General features: G+C 52.1%; 16 protein-coding genes. 5 read left to right on the plus strand and 11 right to left on the minus strand.

The window, feature by feature from the left end:
• Positions 1 to 9 precede the first annotated feature (9 nt).
• Positions 10 to 1,086 carry a DUF1254 domain-containing protein gene (locus ACR0LN_RS19560; RefSeq protein ID WP_170470028.1) on the minus strand — a complete coding sequence of 359 codons (1,077 nt, stop codon included), beginning with the start codon at positions 1,084 to 1,086 and terminating at the stop codon, positions 10 to 12.
• Entirely contained in the window at positions 1,083 to 2,129 is a 1,047-nt protein-coding gene (locus ACR0LN_RS19565) for a DUF1214 domain-containing protein (RefSeq protein WP_170470025.1), read from the minus strand. Before ACR0LN_RS19565 ends, ACR0LN_RS19560 begins: the two co-directional genes overlap by 4 nt.
• A gap of 412 nt (positions 2,130 to 2,541) precedes the next feature.
• Between ACR0LN_RS19565 and ACR0LN_RS19570 the strand changes: the two genes are divergently transcribed.
• From ACR0LN_RS19570 to ACR0LN_RS19580, 3 genes are read left to right on the plus strand one after another with little or no spacing between them, the layout of a single operon-like run.
• The gene (locus ACR0LN_RS19570; protein WP_480432026.1) at positions 2,542 to 3,390 is read left to right on the plus strand and encodes a DUF1269 domain-containing protein; all 849 of its coding nucleotides are present in this window, start codon (positions 2,542 to 2,544) and stop codon (positions 3,388 to 3,390) included.
• 57 nt (positions 3,391 to 3,447) lie between these two features.
• The gene (locus tag ACR0LN_RS19575) at positions 3,448 to 3,747 is read left to right on the plus strand and encodes a hypothetical protein (RefSeq protein ID WP_170470019.1); all 300 of its coding nucleotides are present in this window, start codon (positions 3,448 to 3,450) and stop codon (positions 3,745 to 3,747) included.
• Between the two features lie 9 nt (positions 3,748 to 3,756).
• On the plus strand, positions 3,757 to 4,218 hold the full coding sequence (locus ACR0LN_RS19580; protein ID WP_170558236.1) for a hypothetical protein: 462 nt from the start codon (positions 3,757 to 3,759) through the stop codon (positions 4,216 to 4,218).
• Positions 4,219 to 4,221: 3 nt separating this feature from the next.
• Here ACR0LN_RS19580 and ACR0LN_RS19585 read toward each other — a convergent pair whose 3' ends face one another.
• Positions 4,222 to 5,436: an AI-2E family transporter gene (locus ACR0LN_RS19585; protein ID WP_170470013.1), complete on the minus strand. Its 1,215-nt coding sequence runs from the start codon at positions 5,434 to 5,436 to the stop codon at positions 4,222 to 4,224.
• A 225-nt stretch (positions 5,437 to 5,661) separates the two neighbouring features.
• Between ACR0LN_RS19585 and cls the strand changes: the two genes are divergently transcribed.
• Positions 5,662 to 7,074, plus strand: a complete 1,413-nt coding sequence (gene cls, locus ACR0LN_RS19590; RefSeq protein WP_170554407.1) for a cardiolipin synthase — start codon at positions 5,662 to 5,664, stop codon at positions 7,072 to 7,074.
• Positions 7,075 to 7,160: 86 nt separating this feature from the next.
• Positions 7,161 to 7,394: a hypothetical protein gene (locus ACR0LN_RS19595; RefSeq protein WP_170470006.1), complete on the plus strand. Its 234-nt coding sequence runs from the start codon at positions 7,161 to 7,163 to the stop codon at positions 7,392 to 7,394.
• Positions 7,395 to 7,420: 26 nt separating this feature from the next.
• Here the strand turns inward: ACR0LN_RS19595 and ACR0LN_RS19600 are convergent, their stop codons facing one another.
• The 8 genes from ACR0LN_RS19600 to ACR0LN_RS19635 form a co-directional block, all read right to left on the minus strand.
• Positions 7,421 to 8,572, minus strand: coding sequence for a mechanosensitive ion channel family protein (locus tag ACR0LN_RS19600; protein ID WP_170470003.1), 1,152 nt, complete (start codon positions 8,570 to 8,572; stop codon positions 7,421 to 7,423).
• A gap of 378 nt (positions 8,573 to 8,950) precedes the next feature.
• Positions 8,951 to 10,342 carry a DUF1214 domain-containing protein gene (locus ACR0LN_RS19605; protein ID WP_170470000.1) on the minus strand — a complete coding sequence of 464 codons (1,392 nt, stop codon included), beginning with the start codon at positions 10,340 to 10,342 and terminating at the stop codon, positions 8,951 to 8,953.
• 310 nt (positions 10,343 to 10,652) lie between these two features.
• Positions 10,653 to 10,934, minus strand: coding sequence for a type II toxin-antitoxin system RelE/ParE family toxin (locus ACR0LN_RS19610; RefSeq protein WP_170724935.1), 282 nt, complete (start codon positions 10,932 to 10,934; stop codon positions 10,653 to 10,655).
• Positions 10,931 to 11,215, minus strand: coding sequence for a CopG family ribbon-helix-helix protein (locus ACR0LN_RS19615; RefSeq protein ID WP_170724936.1), 285 nt, complete (start codon positions 11,213 to 11,215; stop codon positions 10,931 to 10,933). The genes ACR0LN_RS19610 and ACR0LN_RS19615 overlap by 4 nt, the downstream gene beginning before the upstream one ends.
• A gap of 141 nt (positions 11,216 to 11,356) precedes the next feature.
• Entirely contained in the window at positions 11,357 to 12,406 is a 1,050-nt protein-coding gene (locus tag ACR0LN_RS19620; protein WP_170724938.1) for a helix-turn-helix domain-containing protein, read from the minus strand.
• 177 nt (positions 12,407 to 12,583) lie between these two features.
• Positions 12,584 to 13,552 carry a plasmid partitioning protein RepB gene (repB, locus tag ACR0LN_RS19625; RefSeq protein WP_170724939.1) on the minus strand — a complete coding sequence of 323 codons (969 nt, stop codon included), beginning with the start codon at positions 13,550 to 13,552 and terminating at the stop codon, positions 12,584 to 12,586.
• Positions 13,552 to 14,736, minus strand: coding sequence for a plasmid partitioning protein RepA (gene repA, locus ACR0LN_RS19630; protein WP_170724940.1), 1,185 nt, complete (start codon positions 14,734 to 14,736; stop codon positions 13,552 to 13,554). The genes repB and repA overlap by 1 nt, the downstream gene beginning before the upstream one ends.
• A gap of 366 nt (positions 14,737 to 15,102) precedes the next feature.
• Positions 15,103 to 16,158 (minus strand): tyrosine-type recombinase/integrase, encoded by a 1,056-nt coding sequence (locus tag ACR0LN_RS19635; protein ID WP_170724941.1) that lies wholly within the window; start codon positions 16,156 to 16,158, stop codon positions 15,103 to 15,105.
• Between the last annotated feature and the right edge of the window lie 137 nt (positions 16,159 to 16,295).

Raw genomic sequence — 16,295 nt, forward strand, 5'->3', positions numbered from 1 at the left:
TCATGTGGCCTATTCGGCCGGAGCAATATCCGGAACACGGTAGGCTCGAAATTCTTCGACATTCGGGCGATATGCCCGAAGCAGCAGATTCCAACCATCTTCAGGCGTAAAGGCAAAGTTAGGAGCAAGTCCGCGACAGTCCTCGCCACCGAATGCCACGTCAAATGACCCGTCGTCGTTGCTTATAACGCCCTGGTTGGAGCTGACGATGTTATCCGTGTCCGACATCAGGTACTTCTGCGGGCCATACACTGTGATGGAAAAGAATGCATCGACCGGCACTTCTGGGAATGTTGCCGTATAGCAAGAGCCTCCCACCGCGTTTTCAGGACCACCGATAGCGTACATTGCGTTTTCGTCTGCCGACAAACCCCAGGCGCCTGCCGTGACATAGGTGAAATACTCCCAGTCATCGACATCGGCGACCCGTTTCTGCATCGCACCGAACGATGAAGGCAGCTTGGAATACTCAGCCAGCAGGGCGGCGCGCACCCTTTCAAGTGCCTCCGCGTCAAAGATTGGCAGATCATCCTCTGGCGCGGCGCCTGAAATCGCATACTGTGGCTGCAATTCTTGGGTAACGACACGCACATCGTCAGCAGTGGCATCTGTTCCGGTTCGAATACCAACAGCGACGAAATCGGTCTCGAAATCCTCGGACGAGAACGTGTATTGACCGTCCCCATACAGGTAGAACGGCGTCATGTGGTCTTCCGTAATGATCTGGATCGATAGAAACCGGTCGCCCACATCCGGCACATCCAACGTGAACCCCTGTCTCGCATTGACGATAGCAATCGAATAGATCGTGTCGTTATTGGGCGAAACGACCCAGCGGTCGTCGGCAGTAGACAAGTTCGTGAAGTGAAAGAACTGGTTGACGCCAGAGCGGCCCATGAAGTTAGCAAAGAACGCCCGGCTGTCGGCGTTGATATACTCGGCGGCGCTCATCCCGTAATCTTTCGGATCTGTTGACCAGCCGGAACTGTCTATGTCCGGGATATCCGCCAACGACGCCGGTGCGATCAGAGTGCTGCACAACAGGACAGCTGTAATCTTGTGGAACTTCCTGGATGCGTTTTTCATTTTGTTTCAACCTCGACTGTCAAGTCAGCGCCGGGAACCGGAACATAAGCACGAAGAATAACATAGAATGGTGTCCCGGTTGGAATGCCGTTCTGACCCTCGCCGGACGGACTGAGCGTCACGGTATAAGTTCCGTCGTCGTTTGGTTCCGCTGTATAAGTGGTTTGATCGTAGATGCCCTGATCGTTTGGTATTAGCAGCTTGTTGGCGGAAGCATAGACCGTAACGGAAAAATAGCCGCTTTCTTCAACGATGTTTGCAGGCACGGTCAGAACGTATGTGTCATCACCATTAAAAGGCTGTCTGTTCTCGTCAAACACCAGTAGGCCGTACCTCACGATGTCCGACGGCGTGCCGAGCTGGCCCTGAAATACGCCAACAGCAGCGTGGATTTCGCCCACGTCGCCGGAAACATACCCGAAGACCTGGTCGGTATCCACCAGTGGCACCGCAGTTTCGATCAGCTTTAGTGCTGCCGCCTCGGTCTCGGGCGAAAATCGCTGCACGTCGCGGTCCATGTCGCCCTGGCCGCCTTCCATCACAATCTCACCGCTCAGCGCCATGACCTCGTCAAGATTGTCGACCACGACCATTCGGGTGAAGGCAAGCCCTTGGTCGGTTTCAAGGGCCAGTTTGTGAAAATCGCCTTCGGGCAAGGTTTGCCCTGGCCGGTATAGCAGGATCGGCAAATCCGGGTTCACGAGGACGCCCGGTACGTTGTGCTTCATGTCGAAAATCGACACCGAGAAGTAACGGTCATATTGCGGCGTGCGGATGATCGCCGGGCCTTCGGACAGGCTGAACCAGTTATAGCCGTAGTTCACCGTCGCTTGTGGCGTGATCACAGTGTCATCGGTTGGATCGACGAGTCCCGTGAACTGAAAGCTGCCCGGCTCGTTGGTTTCAAGCCAACGCTGCATCATGCGCACCTGTTCTTGGTTGGGATACTCGCGAATATAGTTTTCGATGGTGTCCTGAGCGGATGCAGGTGCAGTGAAGACCGGCAGAAACAAAATTAGGGAGTAAAGTTTTCGCAGAAGCATGTCGCACCAAGTTTGTTAGAAATGGTTCACTGAATTCACACCTTTCCAAGACTAGACGGTTAGCGGGACGAAGCAAGATCATTTGAACGACGCGTTGAAATGGCGCAGGATTTAACCCACGGGCGGCATGCGGATGAGCTCCAAGTGGCCAAAAAAGCTGCCATAAACGGGTCTTTGCCTTTCCAAGTTTCGATTTTTTTGTCGGTCACTTACCTCGATCTTTGACTAATCACTCCAGAGCGATCACTGTGGAATTTGCGGCGAACCGCAATGGTCCGTACATGATAAGGGCAACGGCCTACCCAAGGAGCAGAAGTAAATAGCTATGAATATGCAATTTCAACGAACATGATTGCACCAACCAGTCGATCCAGCCTCTACAAACGCAAGGAGATTTCCAATGGATAAATACGTGGCCATCGTTTTCGATAGTGAAGAAAGTGCCTACAAGGGAGCTGACGCGATGCGTGATTTGCATCGTAACGCAGAGCTCACTGTCTATGCAGCGGCGGTTATCTCAAAGGACGCCGACGGCGCTGTCAAACTAAAGTCCAGTATTGATGAGGGACCAATTGGCACGGCTTTTGGGATTACGATTGGTGCCATGATCGGCATTTTGGCGGGTCCGGCGGCAGTGGCGGCCGGTGCTGCGGCCGCTGGAACCGCGGCAGCGGCCTCGGCCGCAGCCGGTGGAATGGCTGTAGGCGGTATGACAGGCGGGCTCTTTGGGGCATATCGCGATCTTTGGGTTGCTGGGATCGATAGCATAATGCTTGACAACATCAGCACCGAGCTCCTGCCTGGAAAATCCTGCGTCGTCGCGTCGGTTGATGAGGTCTGGATCACCCCACTGGACAGCAAGATGAAGGATCTTGGCGGGACCGTTTTCCGGAAACTTCGTGCAGACGCGGTGGACGACGAAATGGCGACAGAAATGGATGCCCTAAACCGCGAATGGGAAGCTATGGATGAAGAGCTGCAGGCTGCCAGTGATGAAGCCAGGGCCGCCATAAAGGCCCGAATGGATAGCATCAAGACCAAGATGGATGAGACCGAAGAGAAGATTGACACTCGTCTGGACGAGATCGACCGCGAGTTCGAGGCGAGGCTGCAAGCTATCGATGAGCAAATTGATAAAGCCGCGGATGCAACAAAAGCCAAGTTCGAAAAGCGAAAATCAGAAATCAAAGAAGAGTGGCAGGAGCGCAAAAACAAGCTCGCCGCTTCTGTGCGGAGAATGGCTGACAAGATCGAAGCCTGACCAGAACTTTGGGGCGAGTGACTGGAGTTACTCGCCCTTCTTTGGAAGGAGGTCTGTATGGCCACTAAAGCCGAACTGGAAGCCGAAGTCGCACAACTCCGGCAGCAGAATGAGGCATTAAAAACTCAAAAAGAGATAAGCGCTGAGAGTGACAAGACCCCGGAGCTATCTGATAACTTTCATTTACCGACGGAGCTTTCTGACGCGCTAAAAAAGCATGGGGTCGATGCGGCGGATGTAGAAGCCATGGGCAACCAGCTCGTTGATGAAATGATTACACTTCACAAAGAGCACCCGTTGGTCACGCTTCTGGGAGTCTTTGCCGTCGGATGTATCGTCGGCCGCGCATTCAAATAGGACAGTTCGATGAACCGTATTGGCAGAAATCTCACAATCATTTTTCGGACAGAACGACTGATCACGCGCCGAAGGCTGGCGGTTGTCCAACAGCAAACGGTACTGATGGCTCTCGCTGGTCTGGCTGCCTTGGCTGGTTTGGTTCTGCTGAACCTGACGCTATACCTTGTTTTGACAACTTGGATTTCGCCTGCTGGTTCAGCTGGCATCCTTACAGCTGGCAACCTCCTGCTCGCTGCGCTCTTGTCGGTGATTGCTGGACGCATAAGCGTAGAAGAGGAAATTGCACCAGCCGTCGAGGTGCGGGACATGGCCATCGCCGATATTGAGGATGAGTTGGAAGGTATGGCAACCGAAGCTAGGGATGTTGTTAACTCAGTCAAATCGTTGGGCTCGAACCCGCTAGGGTCACTATCCACACTTCTCGTCCCGTTGATTACTGCCGCGCTGAAAAACAAGGAAAAAAGTTAGAATTCACGACTCTTGATCTGGATTTCTGGATGATTTCTGCTCCATTAGTTCTTGCTTCATGGCAGCAAGCTCAGCTTCTATCTCCGATTTAGGCTTGCTGCGTGATGTGGATCCCTGCTGTTCGCTCACAGGGTGAGAGTGCTCTCCGGGAAGAACACCATCGCTTGAAAGCAGCCGTGCAAAAGGCTGCAACCCTGGGATCTGCGAGCAAACGATCATGATCACGACGGTCAACGGCACAGCAATGAACGCGCCGATACCGCCCCACATCATACCCCAGAATGCCAGCGCAACCATGACGACGAACGTGCTGAGATTGAGTGACTTACCCTGCATTCGAGGCTGTATTATGTTGCCAATGATTGCATCTCCGCCACCGTAGATCACAACAATGATCAGAGCAGGGGTAAGTGTGTAGAACTGCAAAAGTGCCATGATGGCTTGCATTGCGACGGCTAAAAAGAAACCGATGTTTGGTATGAAATTCAAAAGGAATACGGTGAATGCAAGCGATAAAGCAAAGTCGACGCCAAAGAACTTCAAAACGACGAAAGACAGAGTTGCGCTCATCGCGCTGGTGACAGCATTGATCCACATGTATTGCCTGACGCCGATGGATATCGACTTCAATATGTCGCCGACCTGACGCGCTTGCGCTTCGTTCTTGCAGAGCTTGGGCAGTTTTTCAGTGAATGCTCCGCGTTCAGCAATCATAAAAGTCAGATAAAGTACAATCAGACCAATGTTCCCAATCATTCCGGCAGCTGATGCGGCTAGCTCTGATAGGAACCCCTCAAAGTCGATCTCTTTGACCGCGCGCTCTATTGAGGCAACAACTTCAGTACCGACAAAACCTTCCAGTTGTGATTTTAGCTCGACTAATCGTTCATTGTATTTCGACGCAGCCTCCCCCATCGCCGCTGCTTGTGTTGAAACACCGTAACCAAGACCAATCAGCAGCCCGATCACAAGGGCAGTCGCGGAAAAATAGGCCAATGAGCGCTGTACACGCGTTCTCCCAATTGTCGCGGCATCCAAGCGCTCAATAAGCGCCATCGTTAGAATGAAAAGTAGTGTTGCCAAGGCAATCGGAACAAAAAAGTCGCGCCCAAACCATAGGAAAGCAACGATGATGGGCACAGTGACAGTTGTCATGAACCATACGGGAATGGTGGACTTTTGCTCAGAGCGAGGTGAGCCGTTGCTGTCTTGTGGCATAGATTCCCCAGGCGCATGTATGTTCCACTGATAGCCTATCACGTCGACCAAATCTCGATACAGAGCTTTGCATGGCAACGGTCAAAAAACCCGTGTTTTTCAAGCAAGTTGGGGAGCAGATTGTCTCGCCACTCTAGATTATTGTGCCAAATTCGGATGCCTTATGCTCTTATGAGAGGACGGTTAACTCCTTAGGATGGATCATATTAAACTGAGTGCGCGCACATGTCTGCTGAACTGATCGTTGTCGTCATCGTACTGCTGGAAATCGCAGCGATTTACTGTGCCGTTCTAGCCGTCCGCCATGCAAGGACGCCGCAAGGTTCTGTTGCTTGGGTCGTGTTTCTGATCACGGCGCCGTACCTTGCCGTGCCAGCGTTTTTGTTCCTTGGGTCTTTCAACTATGAAGGCTATCTGACAGGCCGTCGCGACAGCGATGAAGTGATAACAGGCTTGGAGGGATTCAGACAGCAGTTTCCTCCAACCAGAACTGAAAACCAGAGTATCTACAGAGCATTAGAAAAAATTGGTGACATACCTGTAGGTTCAGGTAGCGACCTGGATTTGCTCATTGATGGAGAAGCAACTTTTAGCTCCATCTTCGAAGCCCTTGCTTCTGCCAAAAGCTATGTTCTGGTTCAGTCTTACATCATTAACGACGACAAGATCGGGCGCCGCCTACGAGATGTTCTTTTGGATAGGGTTCAAAATGGCGTTTCTGTGCGACTGATTTATGACGCTGTAGGCTGCGCCAAACTTCCTAAATCCTATCTCGAGTCGCTGTCCAACGAGGGGGTTCAGGTCGTAAACGCCCATGCCTATGACGGACCGAAAAGCCGCTTCCAGATCAACTTTCGGAACCATCGAAAAACGGTAGTGGTCGACGGAGAGATTGGGTTCACGGGCGGTCTGAACATGGGCGATGAGTACATGGGCGAAGACCCAAAATTTGGTCCATGGCGGGACACCCACGCGCGGCTTACCGGCCCCATTGTTTTGCAACTGCAACTGATCTTCGCTGAAGACTGGCACTGGGCAACACGCGAAAACCTGATCAGCGAACTCGATTGGGATGTGAAGAAAACAGAAGCCGATAAAGACGCCGTTATCATCGCGACCGGGCCGGGTGATACCTTTGATACCGGGAGCTTCTATTTTTGCACTTTGATCAATGCAGCAACTGAACGTCTCTGGATCGCGTCACCGTATTTTGTCCCCGAGAACGATATTCTGACGTCGCTCAAGCTTGCAGCCATGCGGGGAGTAGACGTAAAACTCCTAACTCCTGAAGTAATCGATCACACCATTCCGTGGCTGGCCGCACTCGCCTATTTTGATGAGGTCATGGATGCTGGCGTCGAGGTATGGAGATACAACGATGGCTTTATGCACCAGAAGGTGGTTCTGGTGGATGACACGATATCATCAGTAGGGACCACCAACTTGGACAATCGCTCTTGTCGCCTCAACTTTGAGGAGACAGCAGTAATCTTTGACGAACACACTGCTTCCGAGGTTGCAGCCATGTTTGAGGCAGACTTCGCAAGATCGTTCCGATTGAAAGAAAAGCTTGCCGACCGCGGATTCAAACAGCGCCATGGTGCCCCGCTGGCACGCTTGTTGAGCCCGTTGTTGTGAGCGATCAGACAGGGCCCAAGTCGCTTGACTTTGTCGCTTGTTCTGGCACCGTTTGGTGAACCTAAACCGTACTGGGACAAGCGCCGATGGATTTAACGTCACTCATGAAAGAACTCCAGCAACGCCGCGACGAACTGAAGCTGCAATTGCATCTTGCCTCAAAAGAAGCAGAGGATGAATGGACAGAACTCCAAGCCGAATGGGACAAGTTTTTGAGCAAATCAGAATTTGACAAGTCTGCTGAAGAAGTGGGCGAAGCAGCCCGCTCACTCGGCCTCAAGATGAAAGCAGCATATGACCGAATGAAGAAGGCTACGTAGATTGCTGTGCCTCTGACAAAGGTAAGCTAGTCATAAGCGCCTGTAATGTCAGAGATCTTCAATGATTTAGCGTCGCCATTTGCCTGAAGGTGTAGGCTTTGAGTCGGATAAGCGAGTTCAGTTTCTGCATCGCGGGTTATCCTGAGGATTGCTAAAGTCAGCCGCTCTGTGACCTGAAGCAACTCCTCCCAGGTCGGTCCCTTAGTCCATGCGTAAATAATGATATCAACGGAGCTTGGCCCGAGTTCATTCACGTAGATGTATTTTGGTGCACCATCGCCAGTATCAAAGTCGCCTGATTTAAGATGGTAATCTCTGATACCGTCGCGAACGGCTTCTATCTGTTGTTGGGTAGACGAAAGCACCAGGGGAACTTTTAGATACACACGTCGCCGCTTCAGCCGTGAGTAATTGAGAACTGTGGCATTCGCTAAGTCCGAGTTGGGGATGTGTCTAGGTATCTGATCAAATCCCACAATTTTGGTTGACCTAAGGTCAATCGCCTCAACAGTTCCAAAAACGTCGCCACCAACAGCGATGGTATCTCCTGTTTCGAAGCGCTTCTCACTAATGTTAGTCATGCCAGCCACGAGATTGCGCACTAAGTCCTGAGCGGCGATGGCTAACCCTGCTCCTAAAACCCCAACTCCTGTCAGCGCGCCCGAAATATCCACTTGCCAAACACGCAACAACGACGTCAAACCGAACAGCAGAATGGCGAATTGCATTACACGCTGAACCCAGCCCGTTTCTGACGGAACCAAAGACAATTTGTCAGTCCACAGCAATGCCGCGAACGGGCCACTTAGTCGATACCATGCGCCAAAGACCGCGATAATCGCGACAGAGCCCATGATCCGTTCTAACAAGAGCTTTGCTACTCCATCTGGCACTAACAATTGAGTTGCAGCAAACAGAGCAAACGCGGACACAAGGATCTCAGACGCAGACCTTAGCTGGGCGTTGACTTCGTCTGGAAGTGATACCGAAAAACGATCCAAAATCTGCCTCAGCAGCTTTAACCCAAGTGCGGCGATCTTACGACGAAGACCAACAAGCAGAGCGCAGACTAGCACCGCCCCAACCAATTGGTCAGGGTACACGGTAGCCATCCACTCATTGAGGCTAACTGTGGCTGAAGCCACAAAGGTCTCGAACGATGTTGTGGTTAAATCCATGCGATCTACGCTGTGCACCTTGGGCCTGAAAGAGTGGCGCAAAAGCACCCGATTGACCATAGGCAGTGGTGTCTGTCGGCGCAATTGACTATATCCACCGGCACTATTTTCGAGCGGTTGAGCGGTGCCCTCCTAATTCTTCTTCGAACCGAGCGCTGAGCTCAGTACCAAGACTCTATTGCGGCAGATTGGTTTGGAAAACTCGCCGCCGCGGAACTAGCGCCAAAAATCTGGAACGCCTTCTTTTTGATTTAGCCCTCAGGACACAAAGCTCACAAAATATTGTTTTTGCAGGAGTTTTTCCCGCCTCGGCTCGCATTCAAAATTTTCAACACAATCGACTCAGGGTTAACACTCGAAGCAGCGCGCCTCACACGCTTACATTGGCTCCAGATCGTTTAGTTTCCAACTGTCGTTTCGGTAGGCCTCCGTCGGGCCGTAAAATCGAAAAAGTAAGAAGTAATTCGCAGCGCCCGTGGTCGGGAGGTAGTTAACTCCCTCGTTTAAAACCTCCGGGCCAAAGTAGACGTCCACGCTGCCATCGTCGTTGACTTTGGGCGTCGGGCTTTCTGTCGAGGCCAGTCCGATTGGGTCCGCTCCACGGATATAAGAAGCCGTCGCTACATCGTACACGAGAATAGACCAGAACTGCTCGACCGGGACATCGGCAGGAACAGTCATTCGATAGCTTTTGTCGCCTTCCAATGCTTCACCAAATTTGTCACGCGTCACCATCAAGTACGCCGTCGCTGAGCCGAGCTTCACTGGGGGCGCAATGTACGTGTAGTAAGTGAAGGCCCGATCATCGATAAAGACCTTGTTCTCGTCTTCGTAGGTCATCATCGTTTGGATCATTGAGTTTGCAACTGGTTGCGTCCATTGCGTTTCGTTGCCCCACCTGAGAGGAGGTATCACACTCAATTTATTCTGCAATTCCGCGTGAACACGGGCCATCACATCGTCAAGAATTGCCCGTTCTCCGTCGGTGGGATCAAAAGCCCCACCCCGTTCAATTCCGAGGCTGCTCAACATACCCAACGGGTATTTGTCGATCTCGCGAACCTCTTCGTGATTTATTATTTCCTGCAAACGGTCGAAGAAGCTGCTGTCGAACGGAAACTGCGCAGAATACAAAACATCGTAGATGTCCATATGCGGCAAACGCTCATCGCTGCCGTAGGGATATTGTTGGATGCCGGCACGTATGTAGGCTTCTGCACCTTCGAGGGTCGCAGGCTCGAGATCAGGCGTGATGATGCGTAAAGTACCGTAACCGCGATAGGTTTTGAGGGGCACAGGCAGATATCCTTCCGGCACCTTGGCATCGGTGTTTGCGGCATAGATGAAGTACTTTCCGCCTTCGCCTTTGTCATCGCCATCCGAACCGACATCAACGACCGGTCGCTGCCAGACATCGAGGAATGTGCCAAAGATGCTATATCTCTCAGTCGCAGCCGGAAGCTCCACCACCACTGGACCGTCCTTGACATCATAAATGAGGTTTACGTAAGGCGTAGAGTTATTGGGCGTCGGTGACTGGAACTTCCAATTGGGTGGTTTAGAAAAATAGGCGACTTGGTTGAGTTTTTGGCCTGAGTCTAATGCTCCGACAATCATTTGATTGCCAGAAACGAGCGGCTGCGCCCAAAGAGCGCTCTCGTATGCACGACGTTCAAACCGCTCCCGCTCAAAATCCCGTTCTTGCGCAGACAACTGTCCGATGGTCATCGCTATCGCCAGGAAAGTGGAAAGGGTGCGAATTAGCTTCATGATACGAGCTCCTGTTTCGGGTAACTCCTGTGACTATTTTGCAATTATGCAATTTTGTCGAGGATCACCCGGAATTGAAAACGATGGGTATGCGCGGTCGACCTCAAAATTCTACTTTGTCTCGCGTAGTGGAGCTTACAGTTCCCATGTCGAACGTCAGCTTTGCCGAAAATTTCCAGATCGCATCGCAGCTCTAGCGAACGACTGCTTCCCGCCCTCTGTGCAGAAGCTAGAGGTCGAATAGCAGAATAAGTTCGATTTCTTACCCCCTACGCTGCCTGGCTGATGCCGCCAGTTTAGACTCCGGGTTTTAATAGTCTGCGCCCTGCCGGGTATCCCAGAGACGCAGAATTTCTATCTGAGTGGGCATTACACGATAGATTAGCGTAAATGGGGTTCGCGGTACTGAAAGCTCCCGTACGTCTTGGCGTGTGTCACTTGGGTGACCTGCATACGGGTTTGCTGCAAGAGTAAGCTGAATGGCTTTGAGCTGTGCTCGTGCCTTTTCGCTGCCTTCAGGAAAAACAGACGTGTAGTAGTAGCGGAACCATTGAATGTCCCGGGCCGTATCTTCGAGAAATACAATTTTCATTGGCTATTGGATTGCCTGCTTGCGACCGGAGCAGAGAGCTCATTCTCGGTATCCCAGCTGTCTATCCAGGCATTCATTTCGTCTGCCGTGATGAACTTACCTAGATCTGCTTTTTCGACAGCTGCATCAATGGCTGCTCGCTTTGCGGCCTTGGATTCCAACATCATTCTAATTGCTCGTACAGCGAGCTGCGCAGGCGGCCGATCTTCTATCGCAGCTTCTCGTTCCAGAGACTTTCTCAAGTCTTCATCAAGACGGATTGAATATGGGCTGGTTCTCATCGCAATCACCTGTTTCCGCTGTGTAGTACAATGTAATACATCCGCATTCTATTCACAATAGATCGATGGGATGAACTTCATCTGTTGCTCTGAACTCATAAGCGAGATGGGAATTCATAAGTACGGCCTGCTCGTCCGCGGTTATTTTGAGTTTTGCGCCAACAATGCGGTTGGCTGCATGTCTCCCCGATCGATCTTTGACATCAGAGAAATCAGATAAGCCCCTGGAGACTGTATGTTCTCAGCACGCTGAAAGATGTACCCGAGAACGATGAAGCGAATAGCTGGGCCAAACGTTGATTTCATTGCATACCAGGTTTGGCCAAGCCGTAGATACTCGGCGATATCATCCATAAGCCGATCACAGTGGTGCTGATCTTTTGCAAAGCGTAGCTCTGAGCATAGCCGTGGAAAACTGCGCTCCATTTGGTCTGGAGAAACTTGAATCTGATAAAGTTTTTCTTTCTTAACTTCCGGATTCAAAGAGTCCTCTTTGTGCCCCTCAATTTCATTGTCACTGTCCCTCAAATTTTCTGTATCTGTCTGTGTTACTTCTGAGATTTCCACAGAGATTTCTGCCAATAGCTCGCAGAGTACATTCGCATCTGGTTTGCGACGCAGAGCATTGCGGACGGTGGTCATCAAATCAGAGATCGCGGTGTCATTTGCTACGAGGTCCCTAAGGCGCGCCAGAGCGGCGGAAACCTTGTCGCGGAGTACAGTGAACTCGAGAACGCGATCAGCATGCCGCTGGGCTTCTTGGATGAACTCAGCGTGCCGTTCACACAAAGGCATTAAGGAGAGCCCAGTTGCAGTGACCACCCTGCCCTGTCGATCCCGGCGCGCCCATCTCTTGCCGTTTGCGCTCATTACGCGGCGGATAAGTCCAAGCTCAACCAGCGTCGAGATATGACGCTCAACTGTCTGCACGCTGACATGGGTTCGTTTGGCGATCGCCGCGTTGGAAGCGAAGCAGATGTGATGATCATCTTGGTCCGCAGTAATCTGATCACCGCCCACAAAAGAAATCATGGCTCTCAGGACATTGAGAGTTGTGGATTTCAACCCAAGAGGTTCTCTGGCCTCTTCAACGGCGCGAAGAAGTATCCATTTTTTGGGCGTACTACTCCCCTGCCCTGCCGTCCCCGACAAGTTTGCTCCATTTGGAGCCAATGCTGCTACTGTTTTCATGATTATCTATCGGCAGACAAAAATTACCCGTTCGCTCAAGAGCGTTTTTTCTTGTGTGGCGATTCGGGTGCTGCTAGATTCTAGGTGTCTAATCTAAGAATTGCGCTTTGCGCAGCAGCCCTCGAAGCTCCGGTTTCGGGGGTTTTGTTTGTTTGCCTTCCTCCTTTCTGCTCGTCCTCAGTTCTTTTTCTCGGCGTTTACAGCTGTAAACTCAGCGTGTGAGCGCTTGATGATTTCAGCCATGTTTTTGTCCAACCAGCTAGCGAAGTCAGCGTTAGCTCCGGTCCTTTTGACCGAAACAGTTAGTGATCCGTTGGTGGATTTGATTGTAACTCCTTCAATTGGGCTGACTTCGGCTGCACTTTCTCTTTGTCGTGCACCACGTTTGGCAGCTGCTTTTAGGAGCATTTCCAGCCGATCATCTGACGACATTGATGGCTCAATGGTTGCAAGCAGGTTTGCCGCTTCATCTCCCGCCAGCTTGCCTGCAACGAAGTGTTCTGCAAGCATGGTCCATTTTGGGCGGCCTGATTTTGGGGCTGCGCCGATCATGTCACCAATCTTTGCAGGAACATGTTGCGTAACTTTTGTCAGGTGAGACAGCCCTGATTTCGAAAGGTTCAATACTTGCCGCACCGTTGCAGAGTCATGCCCGGAAGTCAGGATCGCCTCGGCGAAACGTGCTTTCTCGTAGAAGGAAAGATTGCGCCTCGCAGCATTCTCAAGCCCCTTGGCGAGTAGCGCCGAGGCATCGTCGATATCCTGAACATTGGCGCGGACCTTAATGCCAAGTTCACGACAGGCTTTCAGCCGCCTCCTCCCATAAATTGCCTCGTATCGACCGTCGGATTTCGATTTTCTGACAAGAATGGGAACTTGTTGGCCGCCGTCTCGGATACTCGATATCAAGCTTTCAAAGCTATCGTCTTCTTCGTCAGTGTTTACAGCTGTAAACTCACCAAGCCTATCGGCTGGCCCCCAATCGTCGATCAGGGCAGGGTCAATTTCCCTGATTGCAGCCAGAGAGCCTTGAAGCGCACCAAGTGCAGGGGCATTGGGTTTTGGGGTTTTGTCGATGGCCTTGGGGCTAGAGCGCGCGATGGTGTTTGCGATCCCTGACATCTCCTGAAGCGATTTTCTAGCCATTAGCTGCGTCCCCACGCTTGATGGATCATTTGCTCTACCTCGGAGCCGATCGCATCCATTGAGTTCTTTGCCCGATCATAAGTTGCGCGTGTCATTTCCGACCGCACGACCTCGTAAATTGATTGTTTGAGCATTGTGGCGTCACTGATTGCAGTGCTTTTGAGGGCCGTAGCTGACATAACGCGATCCTGAAACAGTGCTCGCATGAACGAAGCCAGTTGTTGAGACGGCACGTCTGTCGGCTCGTCACGCGTTATCAGGAACTTGAAGTTATCGTATTCGAGCGTAGCGCCAGCATCTTCAATGACTGCCATGTAAGCACCAGCGAGTTCGAGGAATTGAGCCGTCGAAGACACGTCCAGCATCGAAGGTGTCAGTGGCACAAGCAATGAACTAGCGGCGGCCATCCCGGCTATTGTCAAGAATCCGAGTTGAGGTGGGCTATCAATCAGAACTAGGTCAAAATCGCCTTCTACCTGGGCCAAGGCATTCCGTATTCTCGTAAAGAACGGATGGTCCGGGTTGGAGTGAACGGCAGATTCTGTCTCAAACTCGGAAAGAACAAGCCGAGACGGTGCCACAGACAGACCGGGGAAGTATGTCGGAAGCACAACGTCCGCCATATCTACCGGATCTTCATACCGAATAGCATCGTAGATCGTCAGTCCGTCAAACTCAATTTCCGGGCTGATGCCGCACATGGATGTAAGCGAGCCTTGTGGATCCAGGTCAACGGCCAATACACGGTAACCGCGAAGCGCAAAATAATGGGCCAGGTGAATTGTTGTGGTGCTTTTGCTGCTGCCACCTTTGAAGTTCATCAACTGCCAGACTTGGAGTTTCTCTCCTTCAGTCCGACGAGGGATATAGCGCCCCTTTTTGCGAGAGGTTTTCTCAAGCGTTTCGCGAGCCTCCCAAAGCTCATGGGCGGTATAGTAGCGTCGACCGCTACGCACGTCTTTTGGTTCAGGAATCGTTCCTTCTGCGTGGACCTTACGCATGAATTGACCTGAGACACCTAAGAGTTCGGCCGCTTCTGGGGCTGCAAAGTTGCGTAGTGATTTGGTGTTGTCAGGGGCAAATGCCGCAAGAAGATGTTCCCGGATGGCCGAGTTTAATCTCTCAGAAATTTCCGTGGCGAGAGCCGATGGTCGTTCTGCCGTAAGTGGTGTCACGGGAATCATGTAGTTGCCTCAAATTAAAGAATGTGGTCATTTTTGCGCCACTTGAGACAAACAGGCGTGATTCATTGTCCTAAGTCAAGGATTTTCGCTTATATTGTGGGTTCTACAAAGCTGTGAACTACATACGCTTTGCATCAAAGCAAAGTGGTTTACAGCTGTAAACCTCGTTGAAGCGGTTCCCGGGCTTTTATAGCTGATGAAGTTCTGCTGTGCAAAAAGTAGGCATACACACAAAACTCTTCCGAATGCTCCGCCTCGAGTTGAGCTTTTCATAACGAGCAGTTGGCACAAAAGAAGAAACGGCTTGCGCACCAAGACAAGAAATAGGGAAGGGCAGGGGGCCAATTGAGCTGATTGCGTATTTCCTCACCCCAACAGGTCCGTTGCCGGGTTTTCTGCGATATCGACGTCGTCATAGTACTTCTGCGCCTGGGCCATGGAGCGGTGTAGCGAGAGGCGCATGGCAGCTTGGATTGGTGCGCCGTCCAGTGCGGCTTGGGTTAGGAACCCAGAACGCAGACCGTGCGGCGAGGCGAAGTCCTCCGGCAACCCCGCCAACTGGAGGCGATGTTTGACGATCTGATAGATAGCGTCCGGCGAAAGCCGACGTTTCAGCACACGATCCGCTTTTGAGACTGGTCTGAACAGTGGCCCGTTCTTAATCTGTCCAACCTCCATCCAATGGACCAGCGCCTGGGCCGCGCGGCCTTTCAGCACCAGCCGCGGCGTTTCACCTTTGGTTGTCGTCTTGGTCTCCAGAAGTGAAATCCAAACCAGGCTTTTCTCGTCGAACTCCTTCAGCGAGACGTCTTCAAACATCAACCCGGTGATCTCCGAGCGCCGTCTACCACCAGAAGCCCAACCCAGCATCAAGATGGCGCGGTCGCGGCAATCCCGCCGGGACCCCCGACAGGTGGACAGCAACTGCTCGAGCACATCGCGGGTAATCGGGTGCTGCGATTTTGGGGCAGGGGGCCGGGCTGCAGCCCGGCGCGCCTTGGCACGGGCCTGCTTCACCTGCGGCGCCCCGAAAGGGCTGGTCAGGTTCTTCATTCGATGAAAGGCAAGCCAGGAGGCGATGCGCCGGTCCAGCGTCGAAGGGGCAGGGCAGGCGAGGGACTTGCGCAGCCCCTGAGCAATTAGCGCTTCTGCGGTTTCGCGCGCCACATCCGTTTCTGGTGCGTCATTCAGATCGCGGGCGTGATCGAGAATGAAGGCGAGGGCGGTGGCCTCAGATTCCGGCCAGTCCAGCGTCGCTGCGAACCGCGCGGACTTCCAGGCGGTGACATAAAGTAAATCCCGTTCATATGCCCGCAGCGTGTTTTCCGGTGTGCCGCGCACATAAAGATCAGTGAGCGCCTCCTGATCTGTTTCCGAGAGGGCAGGGGCTGCGGCGGGGAGGTATGGGGCAGGGGGCTTCATGTGTCGATTTTCCCTAACCTGTAGACTGTTCTTGCTTGTTTTCACCATGTTTCATGGTTGGCCTTACGCTGAGTTGTTCCTTTAAGTGTAGATGCGGACCAGATTTGTGCCGGTATTTGTTTACAAAATTGCAGGTT

This window comes from Ruegeria sp. AA6 (genome assembly GCF_056542865.1).

Bases quoted from the DNA above. Each gene is read 5' to 3' on its own strand.
- ACR0LN_RS19580 (WP_170558236.1), top strand. From the start codon at position 3,757: ATGAACCGTATTGGCAGAAATCTCACAATCATTTTTCGGACAGAACGA.
- ACR0LN_RS19635 (WP_170724941.1), bottom strand. From the start codon at position 16,158: ATGAAGCCCCCTGCCCCATACCTCCCCGCCGCAGCCCCTGCCCTCTCG.
- cls (WP_170554407.1), top strand. From the start codon at position 5,662: ATGTCTGCTGAACTGATCGTTGTCGTCATCGTACTGCTGGAAATCGCA.
- ACR0LN_RS19575 (WP_170470019.1), top strand. From the start codon at position 3,448: ATGGCCACTAAAGCCGAACTGGAAGCCGAAGTCGCACAACTCCGGCAG.
- ACR0LN_RS19605 (WP_170470000.1), bottom strand. From the start codon at position 10,342: ATGAAGCTAATTCGCACCCTTTCCACTTTCCTGGCGATAGCGATGACC.
- ACR0LN_RS19615 (WP_170724936.1), bottom strand. From the start codon at position 11,215: ATGAGAACCAGCCCATATTCAATCCGTCTTGATGAAGACTTGAGAAAG.
- ACR0LN_RS19620 (WP_170724938.1), bottom strand. From the start codon at position 12,406: ATGAAAACAGTAGCAGCATTGGCTCCAAATGGAGCAAACTTGTCGGGG.
- ACR0LN_RS19595 (WP_170470006.1), top strand. From the start codon at position 7,161: ATGGATTTAACGTCACTCATGAAAGAACTCCAGCAACGCCGCGACGAA.
- ACR0LN_RS19610 (WP_170724935.1), bottom strand. From the start codon at position 10,934: ATGAAAATTGTATTTCTCGAAGATACGGCCCGGGACATTCAATGGTTC.
- repA (WP_170724940.1), bottom strand. From the start codon at position 14,736: ATGATTCCCGTGACACCACTTACGGCAGAACGACCATCGGCTCTCGCC.
- ACR0LN_RS19585 (WP_170470013.1), bottom strand. From the start codon at position 5,436: ATGCCACAAGACAGCAACGGCTCACCTCGCTCTGAGCAAAAGTCCACC.
- ACR0LN_RS19565 (WP_170470025.1), bottom strand. From the start codon at position 2,129: ATGCTTCTGCGAAAACTTTACTCCCTAATTTTGTTTCTGCCGGTCTTC.
- repB (WP_170724939.1), bottom strand. From the start codon at position 13,552: ATGGCTAGAAAATCGCTTCAGGAGATGTCAGGGATCGCAAACACCATC.
- ACR0LN_RS19600 (WP_170470003.1), bottom strand. From the start codon at position 8,572: ATGGATTTAACCACAACATCGTTCGAGACCTTTGTGGCTTCAGCCACA.
- ACR0LN_RS19560 (WP_170470028.1), bottom strand. From the start codon at position 1,086: ATGAAAAACGCATCCAGGAAGTTCCACAAGATTACAGCTGTCCTGTTG.